General features: G+C 64.1%; 18 protein-coding genes. 9 read left to right on the top strand and 9 right to left on the bottom strand.

Features of this window, described 5'->3' with window-relative positions:
• Window positions 1-21: 21 nt before the first annotated feature.
• The gene (locus FAY22_RS11560) at window positions 22-813 is read right to left on the bottom strand and encodes an IclR family transcriptional regulator (RefSeq protein WP_146330343.1); all 792 of its coding nucleotides are present in this window, start codon (window positions 811-813) and stop codon (window positions 22-24) included.
• A 167-nt stretch (window positions 814-980) separates the two neighbouring features.
• Between FAY22_RS11560 and FAY22_RS11555 the strand changes: the two genes are divergently transcribed.
• The 3 genes from FAY22_RS11555 to FAY22_RS11545 are packed head-to-tail and all read left to right on the top strand — an operon-like array spanning window position 981 to window position 3,507.
• Complete coding sequence (locus FAY22_RS11555) at window positions 981-1,709, top strand: (Fe-S)-binding protein (protein ID WP_146330342.1); 729 nt, start codon at window positions 981-983, stop codon at window positions 1,707-1,709.
• Window positions 1,709-3,115, top strand: coding sequence for a LutB/LldF family L-lactate oxidation iron-sulfur protein (locus FAY22_RS11550; protein ID WP_146330341.1), 1,407 nt, complete (start codon window positions 1,709-1,711; stop codon window positions 3,113-3,115). Before FAY22_RS11555 ends, FAY22_RS11550 begins: the two co-directional genes overlap by 1 nt.
• The gene (locus FAY22_RS11545) at window positions 3,112-3,507 is read left to right on the top strand and encodes a diacylglycerol kinase (protein ID WP_146330340.1); all 396 of its coding nucleotides are present in this window, start codon (window positions 3,112-3,114) and stop codon (window positions 3,505-3,507) included. The genes FAY22_RS11550 and FAY22_RS11545 overlap by 4 nt, the downstream gene beginning before the upstream one ends.
• 1 nt (window position 3,508) lies before the next feature.
• On the opposite strand, the gene FAY22_RS11540 is transcribed toward FAY22_RS11545, so the two are convergent.
• Window positions 3,509-3,955 carry a CBS domain-containing protein gene (locus FAY22_RS11540; RefSeq protein WP_246860488.1) on the bottom strand — a complete coding sequence of 149 codons (447 nt, stop codon included), beginning with the start codon at window positions 3,953-3,955 and terminating at the stop codon, window positions 3,509-3,511.
• Between the two features lie 127 nt (window positions 3,956-4,082).
• On the bottom strand, window positions 4,083-4,643 hold the full coding sequence (locus tag FAY22_RS11535) for an NADPH-dependent FMN reductase (protein ID WP_146330339.1): 561 nt from the start codon (window positions 4,641-4,643) through the stop codon (window positions 4,083-4,085).
• Window positions 4,644-4,838: 195 nt separating this feature from the next.
• On the opposite strand from FAY22_RS11535, the gene FAY22_RS11530 reads away from it, so the two are divergent.
• Together FAY22_RS11530 and FAY22_RS11525 are read left to right on the top strand one after the other, a co-directional pair.
• The gene (locus FAY22_RS11530) at window positions 4,839-5,261 is read left to right on the top strand and encodes a DoxX family protein (protein ID WP_146330338.1); all 423 of its coding nucleotides are present in this window, start codon (window positions 4,839-4,841) and stop codon (window positions 5,259-5,261) included.
• Window positions 5,262-5,364: 103 nt separating this feature from the next.
• On the top strand, window positions 5,365-5,784 hold the full coding sequence (locus FAY22_RS11525) for a hypothetical protein (RefSeq protein ID WP_146330337.1): 420 nt from the start codon (window positions 5,365-5,367) through the stop codon (window positions 5,782-5,784).
• A 4-nt stretch (window positions 5,785-5,788) separates the two neighbouring features.
• On the opposite strand, the gene FAY22_RS11520 is transcribed toward FAY22_RS11525, so the two are convergent.
• The 5 genes from FAY22_RS11520 to FAY22_RS11500 are packed head-to-tail and all read right to left on the bottom strand — an operon-like array spanning window position 5,789 to window position 9,855.
• The gene (locus FAY22_RS11520) at window positions 5,789-6,370 is read right to left on the bottom strand and encodes a NapC/NirT family cytochrome c (protein WP_146330336.1); all 582 of its coding nucleotides are present in this window, start codon (window positions 6,368-6,370) and stop codon (window positions 5,789-5,791) included.
• A gap of 10 nt (window positions 6,371-6,380) precedes the next feature.
• A complete protein-coding gene (locus FAY22_RS11515; RefSeq protein ID WP_146330335.1) occupies window positions 6,381-6,869 on the bottom strand; it encodes a nitrate reductase cytochrome c-type subunit in 489 nt (162 codons plus the stop codon).
• A gap of 10 nt (window positions 6,870-6,879) precedes the next feature.
• Window positions 6,880-9,375: a nitrate reductase catalytic subunit NapA gene (gene napA / locus FAY22_RS11510; RefSeq protein WP_146330334.1), complete on the bottom strand. Its 2,496-nt coding sequence runs from the start codon at window positions 9,373-9,375 to the stop codon at window positions 6,880-6,882.
• Window positions 9,372-9,644: a chaperone NapD gene (locus FAY22_RS11505; RefSeq protein ID WP_146330333.1), complete on the bottom strand. Its 273-nt coding sequence runs from the start codon at window positions 9,642-9,644 to the stop codon at window positions 9,372-9,374. Before FAY22_RS11505 ends, napA begins: the two co-directional genes overlap by 4 nt.
• Before the next feature lie 46 nt (window positions 9,645-9,690).
• Complete coding sequence (locus FAY22_RS11500; RefSeq protein WP_146330332.1) at window positions 9,691-9,855, bottom strand: periplasmic nitrate reductase, NapE protein; 165 nt, start codon at window positions 9,853-9,855, stop codon at window positions 9,691-9,693.
• Window positions 9,856-10,169: 314 nt separating this feature from the next.
• On the opposite strand from FAY22_RS11500, the gene FAY22_RS11495 reads away from it, so the two are divergent.
• Genes FAY22_RS11495 through FAY22_RS11485 form a run of 3 tightly spaced genes read left to right on the top strand, consistent with a single transcriptional unit; the run spans window position 10,170 to window position 12,701 of the window.
• Window positions 10,170-11,186, top strand: a complete 1,017-nt coding sequence (locus tag FAY22_RS11495; protein WP_146330331.1) for a sulfate ABC transporter substrate-binding protein — start codon at window positions 10,170-10,172, stop codon at window positions 11,184-11,186.
• Window positions 11,187-11,224: 38 nt separating this feature from the next.
• The gene (locus tag FAY22_RS11490; protein ID WP_246860487.1) at window positions 11,225-12,094 is read left to right on the top strand and encodes an EAL domain-containing protein; all 870 of its coding nucleotides are present in this window, start codon (window positions 11,225-11,227) and stop codon (window positions 12,092-12,094) included.
• A 1-nt stretch (window position 12,095) separates the two neighbouring features.
• A complete protein-coding gene (locus FAY22_RS11485) occupies window positions 12,096-12,701 on the top strand; it encodes an alpha/beta hydrolase (RefSeq protein ID WP_146330330.1) in 606 nt (201 codons plus the stop codon).
• Window positions 12,702-12,712: 11 nt separating this feature from the next.
• Here the strand turns inward: FAY22_RS11485 and FAY22_RS11480 are convergent, their stop codons facing one another.
• On the bottom strand, window positions 12,713-13,486 hold the full coding sequence (locus tag FAY22_RS11480) for a sulfite exporter TauE/SafE family protein (RefSeq protein ID WP_146330329.1): 774 nt from the start codon (window positions 13,484-13,486) through the stop codon (window positions 12,713-12,715).
• A gap of 103 nt (window positions 13,487-13,589) precedes the next feature.
• On the opposite strand from FAY22_RS11480, the gene FAY22_RS11475 reads away from it, so the two are divergent.
• On the top strand, window positions 13,590-14,480 hold the full coding sequence (locus FAY22_RS11475) for a LysR substrate-binding domain-containing protein (protein WP_146330328.1): 891 nt from the start codon (window positions 13,590-13,592) through the stop codon (window positions 14,478-14,480).
• Window positions 14,481-14,553 lie beyond the last annotated feature (73 nt).

The following is a 14,553-nucleotide window of genomic DNA, read 5'->3' as shown; positions in this document are numbered from 1 at the left end:
TATGCGGCGTCCCGGGTTGGATCAGGCGGCGGCGCCTTCCGGCACGTAGCCAAGCACGGAGGAAATCTCGTTGGCGGTCGACACCAGGTCGTCCACCCAATCGTCCTGCAGTCGGTCGGCCGGCGCGGAAATCGACAGGCCGGCGATCAGCTTGCCCGTATCGTCGTGGATTCCGGCGGCGATGCAGCGCACCCCCAGTTCCAGTTCCTCGTTGTCGCGCGCATAGCCGCGCGCGCGCACCAGGCTCAGTTCGCGTTCCAGCTTAGCGAGGTCGGTGATCGAATTCTTGTTGTGGCCGGCCAGTCCGGTGCGGGTCGCATAGGCGCGCACCAGCTTGGGGTCGTCCACCGACAGGAACAGCTTGCCGGTGGAGGTCAGATGCAGCGGCGCGCGGCCGCCGATGGCGCGTACCACCTGCATGCCGGAGCGTTCCGAAAAGGAGCGGTCGATGTACACGATTTCATCGCCCTGGCGCACCGACAGGTTGATCGTCTGCTGCGTCTTGCGATGCAGCGCGCGCATGTAATCGAGCGCGGCTTCGCGCACGTTCAGGCGGCTCTTCACGATATTGCCCAGCTCCAGCAGGCGCATGCCGAGGCGATAGGTGCCGCCTTCGGCGCGATCGACGAAGCGCTTGACCACCAAGTCGTTCAGGATGCGGTGTGCGGTCGACGGATGCAGGCTGGTGACGGTGGACAGCTCTTTCAGGCTGACCGGATCGGGATACTGGGCGAGCGCATCCAATAACGAAATCATGCGCTCGATCACTTGGATCGAAATTTGACTATTCTCGGAAGCTTGTTCAGGTTTCATGTTGCATTTGATGCGTTGCAGTATATGCTTTATATCACATTGTGAAAAAATGAAAAAGAGTTACAGGGAAGTTGACAGGATGGCAGGCATTATTTCGCCGGTATCCGCCGACCTGTTTTCGCTCGGCGCGTCATAATGATCCCTGTATCCACCGCGAGGGCAACCCCATGAGAGTCGGCTTGTTCGTTACCTGCCTGATCGACGCGATGCGGCCGGAAATCGGCTTTTCCACACTCAAGCTGCTGCAAGCGGCCGGCTGCGAAGTGACGGTGCCGCAGTCGCAGACGTGCTGCGGCCAGCCGGCCTACAGTTCGGGCGACCGCAAGGCGGCGCGCGCGCTGGCGGAAAAGTTTGTCACGGAATTCGAGGCGTTCGACTACGTCGTGATTCCGTCCGGCTCCTGCGGCGGCAACGTCAAGATCCACTACATGGACCTGTTCGCGGACGATCCGGCCTGGCTGGCGCGCATGCGGCGGCTGGCGCCGCGCGTCTACGAGCTGACCGATTTCCTGCATTCCGTCGTCAAGCTCGACCGGCTGCCGGGGCCGGGCAAGAATCCGGGCAAGGTCACCTACCACGATTCCTGCTGCGGCTTGCGCGAGCTCGGCGTGCAGCGGCAGCCGCGCGAGCTGCTGGACAAGGCCGGCGTCGAGATCACGGAAATGAAGGACAGCCGGCAGTGCTGCGGCTTCGGCGGCACCTTTTCCGTCAAATACGGCGATATCTCGTCAGCCATCGTCGATGAAAAATGCGCGAATATCCACGACTGTGGCGCCGACGCGGTCGTGCTGGGCGACCTCGGCTGCATGCTGAACATCGAGGGGCGCCTGCGCCGCACCGGCGATGACAAGACGCGCGTGCTGCATGTGGCGCAAGTGCTGGCGGGAGATATCTGATGCAAGTCCAGTCCATGCATTTCAAGGCGCGCGCCGGCCAGAAGCTGGCCGACCGGCGCCTGCAGCAGAACCTGAAAAAGCTGTCCACCAAGTTCGTCAGCGGCCGCGCCTCGGCCATCCTGGAGCTGGACGATTTCGAAGGAACGCGCGACGCCGCCATCGAGCGCCGCATGCGGGCGATCGAGAACCTCGACGTGTGGCTGGAAATCTTCGAGACGAACGCCACCGCCGCCGGCGCCACCGTGCTGTTCGCCGAAAGCGCGGAAGACGCGTCGCGCCTGGTGGTCGAGATCGCGCAAAAGCACGGCGTGAAGAAGGCCACCAAGTCGAAGTCGATGGTGTCGGAAGAAATGGCATTGAACAGCGCGCTGGAAGCCGCCGGCGTGCAGCCGATCGAGACTGACCTCGGCGAGTACATCCTGCAGATCAACAACAACGAAGCGCCGTCGCACATCATCGCGCCGGTGGTGCACAAGGACAAGGAAGAGATTTCCGACCTGTTCGCGCGCGTGCACAAGCGGCCGCGCCTGACCGACATTGCGCAGATGACGCGCGAGGCGCGCGAGATGCTGCGCCCGCAATTCCTGTCGGCCGACATGGGCATCACCGGCGGCAATTTCGTGATCGCCGAAACCGGTTCGGTCGCCATCGTCACCAACGAAGGCAACGAGGGCATGTGCACGATTTTGCCGCCCAAGGTGCACGTGGTGGTGACCGGCATCGAAAAGGTGTTGCCGACGCTGGAGGATTTCGCGACCGTGCTGCGCCTCTTGCCGCGCTCGGCCACCGGCCAGTCGATCTCGAACTACGTGTCGATCCTGACCGGGCCGAAGCGCGCCGGCGACCAGGACGGCCCGGAGCATATGTACTACGTGCTGGTCGACGGCGGGCGCACTGGCCTGATCGGCGGCGAGTTCGAGGAGATGCTGCGCTGCATCCGCTGCGGCGCCTGCATGAACCATTGCCCGGTCTACCAGAAGATCGGCGGGCACAGCTACGGCTGGGTCTATCCGGGGCCGATGGGCAGCGTGCTCACGCCGTCCTACGTCGGGATCGAGAATGCGCTCGACCTGCCGCAGGCCTCGACCCTGTGCGGCGAATGCCACGTGGTGTGCCCGGTGAAGATTCCACTGCCCGACCTGCTGCGCAAGCTGCGCGAAAAACAGGTGGAACGGCATCTGCGGCCGATGACGGAGCGGTTGGGGCTGATGGCCTGGGCGTATGTTGCGAAACGGCCGGCGCTTTATCGACTGGCGAGCAAAATCGGTGTACGCTTCCTGCGCCTGTTGGCAGGCAGCAAGAAGACCGTATCAAGATTGCCATTTGCCGGCGGCTGGACCGATTACCGCGACTTGCCGGCGCCGTCCGGGAAGACGTTCCTGGAGCAGTACAAAGAACGACGATGAAAAACGAACCACAGATCAGCGAGTTCAAGAGCAAAAGCGGCATCAGGCGGATTTACGACGCCTTTTCCTATTCGATCCAGGGTTTCAAGGCCGCCTGGCGAAACGAGCATGCGTTCCGCCAGGAGCTGATGCTGGCCGTGCCGGCAGCCATCGCGGCGCTCCTGCTGCCCGTGAGCGCGCTGGAGAAGGTGGCGCTCCTGGCGGTGCTGACGCTGGTGCTCATCGTCGAGCTGATCAATTCCGCGATCGAGGCCGTCGTCGACCGCATCTCGTTCGAGCGTCATCCGCTGTCGAAGAACGCGAAAGACTTCGGCAGCGCAGCCGTTTTCCTGGCGCTGGCGCTGGCGGCGATGACCTGGGGCGTCATCGTGCTGCCATTGATCATGCATTGAATTAATGCGGCGCCGGGCGCACCGGTGCCGAGGGCGTGGAGATTTTCTGCATCGTCTTGTCCACGTGGGCATTCCACCGGGCCGCAAAGTCGCCTAGCGACACGATGCCGACCAGTTCCATGCTGTTGCGGTTCAGGACGGGAATGCGGCGGACCTGTTCGGAGCCCATTTCCTGCAATACTTCGCCCATTTGCTGGTCGGCGAAGCACCAGCGCACTTCCTTGCTCATGATGTCCGACACCCGGATATCGGCGGGCGCTTTCCCGGTCGGTACTGCGCGTACCGCGATGTCGCGGTCGGTCAGCATGCCGATCAGTTTTTTCCCGTCGCATACCGGCAACGCGCCGACATTCCACTCGGCCATCATCTTCGCAGCCTTTTGAATCGTGTCTTGTGGCGCTACAACTGTCACATCGGGAGTCATTACTTCGGCAATGGTCGTCATCATTTTCTCCGGCTCGTTGATCAGGCAGGGCAGGCAAGGCAAAACGGGCACGCGCGCATGCCCGTCAATCCGGTTGATTTGACTGCGGCCGCATACTGCAGGTTCGCGCAGGTTCGTGCGGGAACGCCGCCTACTTCCTGGCGTTCCGTTCTATCCATTGTGCAAACGCCTGCAGGAATTTCTGCATCAGGTCGCGCGTCGAGTCGTTCGCGATGCCGCCCTTGTCGTCGAACAGTTCGCCGGCGCCGCCGATATACGCTTCCGGCTGCTGCATCATCGGGACGTCGAGGAACACCATCGATTGCCGCAGATGGTGATTGGCGCCGAATCCGCCGATCTTGCCCGGCGAAACGCTGATCACCGCGCCCGGCTTGCCTTCCCAGGCGCTTTGCCCGTACGGGCGGGAAGCGGTGTCGATCGCATTCTTCAGCACGCCCGGCACCGAGCGGTTGTATTCCGGGGTGATGAACAACACGGCGTCGGCGGCCTGCACGCGCTGCTTGAAGTCGCGCACAGGCTGGGGCGGGTCGGGATCGAAATCCTGGTTGTACAAGGGCAGGCCGCCGATCTCGACGATCTCCATCTTGAGCGAAGGCGGTGCCAGCCCGATGAGGGCATGGGCCATTTTCCGGTTCAGCGATTCCTTGCGCAGGCTGCCGACAAAAATGGCGACATTCTTCTGTGTGCCCATGATGCTCCTTTCCTGGAAAAGTGAAGACGAACCACTAGCATAGGCAGAATTGGTGCGAACGCCAGTTGCGGCGCGTCAGCCCCATGCATTTTGCGCAATGACAAGCGAGCGTGAAGGAGGGAATTTGGCGAAAGAACTATTCCGCTTTTTCAAGCATCTGAAATCCAGGTATCCAGCCAAGGAAAGGAGCCGACCATGCATGGGAAACAAACTGGGGCTGTCTCTGAGGATTTCGGGAAACTGATTTTGCGCGCGACGCTCGCGCTGCTGATCCTGTTTCACGGCGTGTCCAAGATCATGGGCGGTGTGGGTTTTATTACGGCAACGGTCGCCAAGGCTGGCATGCCGCCGGCACTGGGCTACCTGGTTTTCATCGGCGAAGTGCTCGCACCGCTGCTGGTGCTGTTCGGTGTGTGGACGCGGCTGGCAGCGCTCGTCATTGCGATCAATATGGTGGTCGCCGTGCTGCTGGTCCACACCGAGCAGTTCTTTTCGGTGGCGCAAACAGGCGGCTGGGCGCTCGAGTTGCAGGCCATGTTCCTTGTCGCCGCGTTGACGGTGGCGCTGCTGGGCGCAGGGCGCTACAGCATGGCGGGGGCGGCGGGGCGCTTCAACTGAGCGACAGGCGCGGCTGGAAAAATGATGAGAACCCCCGTTCTTCGGAAGGTCTAATCCTGAACGATGGATTTCGCTCCGCGAGGGGCCATGACGAGGAGTCATCATGAAAGTACAGCGTTTATGCATGCTCGCCTGCATGCTCGGCATGTCCGCCGTGGCAGCGGCGCAGCCGAGCGCCGTTACCGTGCAGCCTAGAGAGCAGGCCGCCGGCGCCGGCTCTGCGGGAGCGGGGGCTCGACAGAGTGACGCGCCGCCCTCGGGCGACAGGGCTGCGGGCTGCGCCGACAAGAGCGGTGCCTGCGGCGACAGTTCCGGCGCCAGCGGCACGGCAGGCAGCAGCGCATCCGGCGGCGACGAAGTGCGGGGGGAAAGCGGTTCTTCTGCGGACACCGGTCGGGTCACGTCGGACCGGGCCATGTCGCGCACCTGGGAAGGCATCGGCAGCACCGGCGGGGGAACCGGGACCGGCGAGAGCTCGGGCACCACCGCCGACCCCGCGCCTGCCGGGGACGGACGGCGGTAAGAGCCTACCTGACTCCCGACATGTCGGGCAGGCGGTGCGCGATGCCCTTGTGGCAGTCGATGCAGGTCTTTTCGCCGGAGGCGAGCTGGGTGGAGTGCGCGTCGACGGCGCGCTTGCTCTGCCTGGTGAAGTCCATCGACTGGTACAGGTGGCAGTTGCGGCATTCGAGCGAATTGTTCGCCTTGAACCGGTTCCATTCGTGGGTGGCCAGTTCCAGCCGCTTTTCCTCGAACTTCTCGCGCGTGTCGATGCTGCCGAAGATCTTGCCCCACACTTCCTTGGACGCCTGCATCTTGCGCGCGATCTTGTCGGTCCAGTTGTGCGGCACGTGGCAGTCGGCGCACTTGGCGCGCACGCCGCTGCGGTTGGTGAAGTGGATCGTGCCCTGCAGCTCCTGATACACGTTGTCGCGCATTTCGTGGCAGCCGGTGCAGAACTGTTCCGTGTTGGCCGCTTCCAGGGCCGTATTGAAGCCGCCCCAGAAGAGGATGCCGGCGATGAATGCGCCGATGGTGAGCAGGCCGAAGCTCAGGTGGGCGCTTGGCCGGCGCAGGATATGCCAGTAGCGGCGGATCAGGTTCTTCATTCGAGCTCCGCTATTTGCGCTTGGCCGGGGCTGGCGCTGCCTCCGGCTTGTTCAGCATGGTGTCGGCATCGACGAACTGGTTGTTGACCAGCGGGTTCAGGTTGGCCTGCGGCACATGGCACTGCAGGCAGAAATAGCGGCGCGGCGAAAGCTCGGCCAGGAAATTGCCGTCGCGGTTCATGAAGTGCGTAACGCTGATCATCGGCGCCTGGCTTTCCTGAGTGCGCGTGCGCGCATGGCACATCATGCAGCGGTTGGCATTCTTGTCGAGCTGGTAGCCTTCGATCTTGTGCGGGATGACCGGCGGCTGCATCGCATAGTTGCGCGAGCGCCGCACGTCGCTGTTGTCGGGATTGACGATGGGCGGCGGCTGCGTGGTCTGGTCGAGCGGAGTCGGGCCGCGCATGCGGTCGTAGAATTCCTCGGCACAGGCAAGCGCCGGCAGCAACAGCCAGCCTGCCAGCATGCCGGTCAGTGCGCGTGTCAGTATCCATCTCATGGCCGCCTCCTTACACCTTGCGAATCCTGACCGCGCATTTCTTGTAGTCGGTCTGGAATGAAATCGGGTCGGTGGCGTCCAGCGTCACCTTGTTGATGAGCTGGCTGGCATCGAAGAAGGGCACGAACACCAGGCCGCGCGGCGGGCGGTCGCGCCCGCGCGTTTCGACGCGCGAACGGATCGAGCCGCGGCGCGACGCGATTTCGATCATGTCGCCGCGCCGCGCGCCGAGCGCCTGCGCGTCTTCCGGGTGCATGAAGCACACCGCGTTGGGCATCGCGCGGTACAGCTCCGGCACACGGCGCGTCATGGTGCCGGTGTGCCAGTGCTCCAGCACGCGCCCGGTCGACAGCCAGAACGGATATTCCTTGTCCGGCTCTTCCGCCGCCTTTTCGTAGGGGAGCGCGAAGATCACGGCTTTGCCGTCAGGCATGCCGTAGAACTGGACGCCTTCGCCCTGCTTGACGTAGGGATCGTAGCCCTCGCGGTAGCGCCAGCGCGTTTCCTTGCCGTCGACCACCGGCCAGCGCAGCCCGCGCTCCTTGTGGTACATGTCGAACGGCGCCAGGTCGTGGCCATGCCCGCGCCCGAACGAGGCGTATTCCTCGAACAAGCCCTTCTGGATGTAGAAACCGAAGGCCTTCGCCTCGTCGTTGGCATAGCCGGGCTCGATCTGCGAACTGGGAAACTTGTCGACCTGGCCGTTGCGGAACAGGACCTCGAACAGCGTCTTGCCGCGGTATTGCGGCGCCTTGGCCAGCAGCTCGGGTGGCCACACCTCCTCCATCTTGAAGCGCTTGGAAAACTCGGCCAGCTGCCACAGGTCGGAGCGGGCCTCGCCCGGCGCGTTGACCAGCTGGTGCCAGAACTGGGTGCGCCGCTCGGCGTTGCCGTAGGCGCCTTCCTTTTCCACCCACATCGCCGTCGGCAGGATCAGGTCGGCGGCCATCGTGCTGGCCGTCGGGTAGGGGTCGGACACGACCACGAAGTTGTTCGGGTTGCGCCAGCCGGGCAGGATTTCCTGCATGATGTTCGGGCCGGCCTGCATGTTGTTGTTGCACATGACCCAGTAGGCGTTGAGCTTGCCATCCTTGAGCATGCGGCTTTGCAGCACGGCGTGGTAGCCCGGCTTGTCGGGAATCGTGCCGGGCGGGAGCTTCCAGATTTTTTCGGCGACTTCGCGGTGCTTCGGATTCACCACCAGCATGTCGGCCGGCAGGCGGTGCGAGAAGGTGCCGACCTCGCGCGCGGTGCCGCAGGCGGAGGGCTGGCCGGTCAGCGAGAACGGGCTGTTGCCCGGCGAGGAAATCTTGCCGGTCAACAGATGGATGTTGTACAGCAGGTTGCTGCACCAGGTGCCGCGCGTGTGCTGGTTGAAACCCATCGTGAAAAACGACATGACCTTCACCTTCGGGTCGGCATAGAGCTGCGCCAGGCGGATCAGCCTTTCCTTGGGCACGTTGGACAGCTTGGCGACCGAATCGACGTCGTAGGCGCTGACGAATTTCGCGTAGTCGTCGAAATTGATCGGCTTGCCGCCGCCGGCGTCGGCCGCGTTCTTGGCCGCGGCCTGCAGCGGGTGCTGCGGGCGCAGGCCGTAGCCGATATCGGCGTTGCCGAGGACGAAGCGCGTGTGCTTGCTGACGAAGTCGCGATTGACCGCGTTGTTCTTGATGATGTAGTTGGCGATGAAGTTCAGGATCGCCAGGTCGGTCTGCGGTCGGAACACCAGCGACAGGTCGGCCAGGTCGAAGCTGCGGTGCTCGTAGGTCGACAGCACCGCCACGCGCACCTGCGGCGCCGACAGGCGGCGGTCGGTGACGCGGGTCCAGAGGATCGGATGCATCTCGGCCATGTTCGAGCCCCACAGCACGAAGGCGTCGGCATTCTCGATGTCGTCGTAGCAGCCCATCGGCTCATCCATGCCGAAGGTGCGCATGAAACCGGCCACCGCCGACGCCATGCAGTGGCGCGCGTTGGGGTCGATGTTGTTGGAGCGGAAGCCCGCCTTGAACAGCTTGGAGGCCGCGTAGCCTTCCCATACCGTCCACTGCCCGGAGCCGAACATGCCCACGGCGGTCGGCCCCTTGTCGCGCAGCGTCTTCTTGAATTGCTGCGCCATCACGTCGAACGCGGTGTCCCACGACACCGGCGCGAAGTCGCCGCTCTTGTCGTACTTGCCGTTCTTCATGCGCAGCAGCGGCCGGGTCAGGCGGTCCTCGCCATACATGATCTTCGACAGGAAATAGCCCTTCACGCAGTTGATCCCGCGGTTGACCTCGGCATTGATGTCGCCGTGGGTGGCCACCACGCGGCCGTCCTTGACGCCGACGTTGACGCCGCAGCCAACGCCGCAGAAGCGGCAGGGCGCCTTGCTCCAGGTGAGCTGGGTACGGGAAGCGTCGGTCACCACGTTGGAGCCGAGCGTATCGAGCGGGATGCCTGCCGCGGTGGCGGCGGTCATGGCCGCGGTCTGCTTGATGAATTCACGGCGGGTCAGTTTCATGTTTCGACTTCCTCATCCAGGGCGGAGCTGGGTTCGGCGTGCTGGTAGACCAGCGCCACGTTGAGCACGCCGCGCAGCGCGCGGATGGCGTCCATGTAATCCACCGTACGCTTCGTGCTGTCGGTTTCCAGCGTGGCGACGAGCTTGCCCTCGTCCGAGACGGCATGCACCTGCGCTCCGGGAAGCAGGGCAAGGTAGGAACGGATCGCGCGCAGCTCGGCGGCGCGCGCATGGATCACGATCCCGGCGATATGGATTTCCTGGGGCATGAGCTGCTTTCGGTATGGGGAAGGAACGACATGCGTGCCACGCGTGTCATGCGCCGGACGGCAGGTGTCCGGTAATCAACTGGAACATCCAGACGAAGAAGCCATACCCGCCCACCACCATGACCGCCAGGATCGGCGCCATGACGACGGTCAGGAACAGGAAGGCGCGCCACTCCTGCGCGCGGGTGACGGGCTGCAGCTGATCGTCCATGTTTCTCCTTCGCGTCGATGCGCCGAGCCGGCGCGTTCAAGGCAAGTACCGTGGACGCGGCCGCAGGCAGCGGAAGCCGAATGGCATTTCTGGACATAGAGGCATGAAAATCCAATAAGGTTCCGCGCAACCACTTTTTTCGCAGCGCCCCGAAAGGCGGGCCGCGCGTCCTTGTCAGATGGTGACGCGATTGTTTATGGAACGAAACAACCTATATAAAGAAAGCGAATAAAGAACGGCAAAAGTATTCGTTCTGATTCGATGGGCATTTCAATAACCTGTGGTCTTCCGAAAACACTTTGAGGGAGAACACAATGATTCTGAAAAAACTGATCCTGCCGGCGCTGGCCATCGTGCCCATTTCGCTCGCTGCGCCCTCCGTACGTGCCGCCGACGTCACGCTCCTGAACGTGTCGTACGACCCGACGCGCGAGCTGTACCAGGACGTCAACAAGGCGTTCGCCGCCAAATGGAAGGCGCAGAGCGGCGACAACGTGACGGTCAAGCAGTCGCACGGCGGCTCCGGCAAGCAGGCGCGCTCGGTGATCGACGGCCTGGACGCCGATGTCGTCACGCTGGCCCTCGGATACGACATCGACGAGATCGCCGACAAGGGACTGGTGGCGAATGACTGGCAGAAGCGGCTGCCGCACAACAGCGCGCCATACAAGTCGACCATCGTGTTCCTGGTGCGCAAGGGCAACCCGAAAGGCATCAGGGACTGGGGCGACCTGGTCAAGCCGGGCGTACAGGTCATCACGCCGAACCCGAAGACATCCGGCGGCGCGCGCTGGAACTATCTTGCGGCCTGGGGCTACGCGCTCAGGCAGCCGGGCGGTACCGATGTGAAGGCCAGGGAGTTCGTCGCGCGGATTTTCCGGAACGTGCCGGTGCTCGATTCCGGCGCGCGTGGTTCGACCACCACCTTCGTCGAGCGCGGCATCGGCGATGTGCTGATCGCCTGGGAAAACGAAGCCATCCTCGCCATCAAGGAACTCGGCCCGGACAAGTTCGAGATCGTCGCGCCGCAGCAAAGCATCCTGGCCGAGCCGCCGGTGGCCGTAGTGGACAAGGTCGCCGACAGGCGCGGCACCCGCAAGGTCGCGCAAGCCTACCTGCAATACCTTTACAGCGACGAGGGGCAGGAGATCGCCGCGAAAAACTACTACCGTCCGATCAACGACCAGATCGCTAAGAAATACGCGGCGCAATTTCCCAAGGTAAGTCTGTTCACCATCGACGAGGTCTTCGGTGGCTGGGCCAAGGCGCAGAAGACGCATTTCGCGGACGGCGGCACTTTCGACCAGATCTATCAGCCCGGCAAGAAATAATTCTCCGCCTCCCACCGACATCCACAGGAAAAGCCACCATGCACGCCGCGATTCCCTACCACGCGCTGGAACACTATCTCGCCCGCCTGCACAGCACGCCGCAGTCGGGAATGCGGGTCTGGACCGATGCCGGAGGCCGCGCCCAGGGACGCTATTTCAATTCCACCTTGACCAGCGCCTTCCAGCCGATCCGCGAGCTCGGCACCGGCCGCATCGCCGGCTACGAAGGCTTTGCGCGCAGCTATTCGGAGAGCGACCAGGGGCTGTGCGTGTGGAAGCTGCTCGATCATGCGGCCAACGACGACGAGTCGGTCGAACTCGACCGCTTGTGCCGCATGCTTCATTCGATCAATTTCTTCCGCCAGCCGGAAGCGGACGGCAGCGACCTGTACCTCAGCGTGCATGCGCGGCTGCTGGCAGCGGTGGACGGCAATCACGGTGCCGCGTTCCGCCGCATCCTGGAACTGCTTGGCCTGCCGCAGGAAAGGGTGGTGCTGCAGCTGCCGCTGGTACCGCGCCACCAGGGCTGGCTGGTGAACTACGTGGCCGACAACTACCGGCGCAACGGCTTTCGCATCGCGGTCAACGTCCACGACGCCGCACAGGGGCTGGCGCTGCTGCAATGCACGCGCCCGGAAACGCTCAAGCTGGACGCGCGCGCCATCGTGCAGGACCGGGAGGCGGGCAAGTTGTTGTCCGAATGCGCGCGGCGCGGCATCGGCGTCATCTTCAAGCGGGTGGAAAACGCGCCCATGCTCGCGTTGTTGGAGCCGCTCGCCGCTGGCGACGGGCATGCGCTGCTGGCGCAGGGTTTTCTGTGGGACCTGCCCCAGGCGTCGCTGGCGGCGGACAGGAGACCCGCCGCAATCGCTTTGCCCGGCGCGGGCGCCGATGCGGGGGCCGCGTGACATGGATGTGTCTCCGCTTGATTTCTTCCGCGTGCTGACCGTCCCGGGGCTGCACGGCAGTGGTCCGGAGCACTGGCAGTCGCGCTGGGAGCGGCGCTATCCACGGTTCGAGCGGGTGGAGCAGGCGCGCTGGGACGATCCGGTTCTCGAAGTCTGGTCGGCGCAGCTGGGCCGGATGCTGCGGCAATCGCCGCGCCCGGTGCTGCTGGTCGCACACAGTTTCGGTTGCCTGGCGAGCGTACACCGGCTCTCTGGCGCGGATAACGTGGCCGCAGCCTTGCTGGTCGCGCCAGCCGATCCACGCAAATTCGGGGTGGACGATGTGCTGGCCGAAGCCAGGCTCGCCTGCCCGGCGATCATCGTCGGCAGCATGAACGATCCGTGGATGGAAGGCCGCCGCGCGGCCGAATGGGCGCATTGCTGGGGCGCCGATTTCGTCAACGCCGGGCTCGCCGGTCATATCAACGCCGAGTCCGGCCTGGGAAACTGGCCTGCCGGTTTTTCCCTGCTCCGGCGGCTGGCCAAAGCGGCCTTGTCATCCGGTTTTTGCGCCAGCGTCGCGCCGGCCGCCAGGTCGGAACCTGCCGCCGCGGGGCGCGAAAGCTGACACAGCCGCGCCTAGGGCATGAACGACCGCAGCGACAGATGCGCGCCCAAGGCCAGCAATCCCGCGAAGAAAATCTTCCGGAAGACTTCAGGGCGAATGCGCGAGCGTACCCATTGGCCGAAGAACATGCCGGCGAGGGAAGGAATCAGCGCATAGAACGATGTGGCCGCGACAGCGGGCCTGAAGGTGCCGTCCAGGGTCAGGCTCGCCGCCAGTGAAAAAGTCGAGACCGTGAACGCCAGGCCAAGCGCCTGCACCAGATCTTCCTTGTCCAGCCCGAGTCCATGCAGGTATGGCACCGCCGGTATCACGAACACGCCCGTCACGGACGTCACCAGTCCGGTCGCGGCGCCGACCGCAGGCGCAGCCCATGCCTCCATGCGCGCCGGTACAGCCACGCGCACCGCGGCAAGGCCGATGACAGCGTACAGCAGCAGCGCCGCGCCGAGTGCCGTGCTGGCATAGCCAGTAAGGTCGCGCGGCAGCATCGCGCCGCCCGCCAGCGTGCCCGCGCAGATCCCGACCAACATCGGCCGCAGGCGCCGCAGCAATGGCCGGAAATTGGGCCCGGCGAGGAGCTGCCATGCATTCGTCACGGCCGAAGGCACGATCAACAGGCTTGCCGCTTCCGCCGGCGTCATGACGAGCCCGAGCAGAGCCATCGCGACGGTCGGAAGCCCGAGCCCGACCACGCCCTTCACCAGGCCAGCCAAGAGGAACGTGGCCGAGATGACGAAAAGGAGCGGGAGGGCGTCGGCGCCAAGGAGTCGGGTGAGAGTTTCCATGTACCGATTCTGCCTCGGCTGCCGGCGCCTGAAAATGTGGATTACACTGAGGCAGCCTTCGGCGCAGCCGCAGGCTCATCGACAGCCCGGGAAAGGAACCGCATTGCGCTTTGACCTTACAGACATGCAACTGTTCTTGCACATCGTCGAGGCCGGCAGCATTACCGGCGGCGCCGAGCGCGCGCACCTCGCGCTCGCGTCCGCGTCCGCCCGCGTGCGCAGCATGGAAGAGCTGCTCGGGATGCCGCTGCTGGTGCGCGGCCGGCGCGGAGTCCATCCGACACCGGTGGGCCAATCACTGGTCCATCACGCGCGCCTCGTCCTGCAGCAGATGGACAGGATGCGCGGCGAACTGGCCGAATACACCCACGGAATGAAAGGACACATCCGCCTGCTCGCCAATACCGCCGCCATCAGCGAGTTTCTTCCCGAGGCGCTCGCCACCTTCCTTGCCCGGCATCCGAATGTCGACATCGACCTGGAGGAGCGTCTCAGCTACGACATCGTCAGGGCTGTGGCCGAGGGCCTGGCCGATATCGGCATCGTGTCGGATTCCGTCGACCTCGCCGGGCTGGAGACGTTCGCGTTCCGCGTGGACCGGCTGGTCGCGGTAGTCGCCACGAATGGCGCGACAGGAATCGGGGCAGACGGGCAGGGCGTCGGGTTCGGCAAACTGCTCGATTCGGACTTCATCGGATTGGCGGGAGACAGCGCGCTGCAGCGCTATCTGGCGCTGCACGCCGCCCGCGCCGGAAAACCGCTCAAGGTCCGCGTCCGGCTGCGCAGCTTCGACGCCATTTGCCGCATGGTCGAGAACGGCGTCGGCATCAGCGTCATCCCGGAGGCGGCCGCCAGCAGATGCCGGCAGACGATGGCCATCCGCTGCATCCGCCTGACCGACTCCTGGGCACTGCGCAACCTGACCATATGCACGCGGCGCTTCGACGAATTGCCGGGCCACGCGAGAAAGCTGATCGAGGAGATCAGGGCGTGACTGGTGCGGGCAGGGCGTCTATGGCACGAACATCCTGTTTCGCGATAAGCGGAAATGCAGCATAAAATTGACC

The sequence above is a fragment of the Noviherbaspirillum sp. UKPF54 genome, from assembly GCF_007874125.1.
In the GTDB taxonomy this organism is placed as follows: Bacteria; Pseudomonadota; Gammaproteobacteria; order Burkholderiales; family Burkholderiaceae_D; genus Noviherbaspirillum.
Note: the sequence above shows the minus strand (reverse complement) of the source record. Positions and strands in the feature narration are given on the sequence as shown.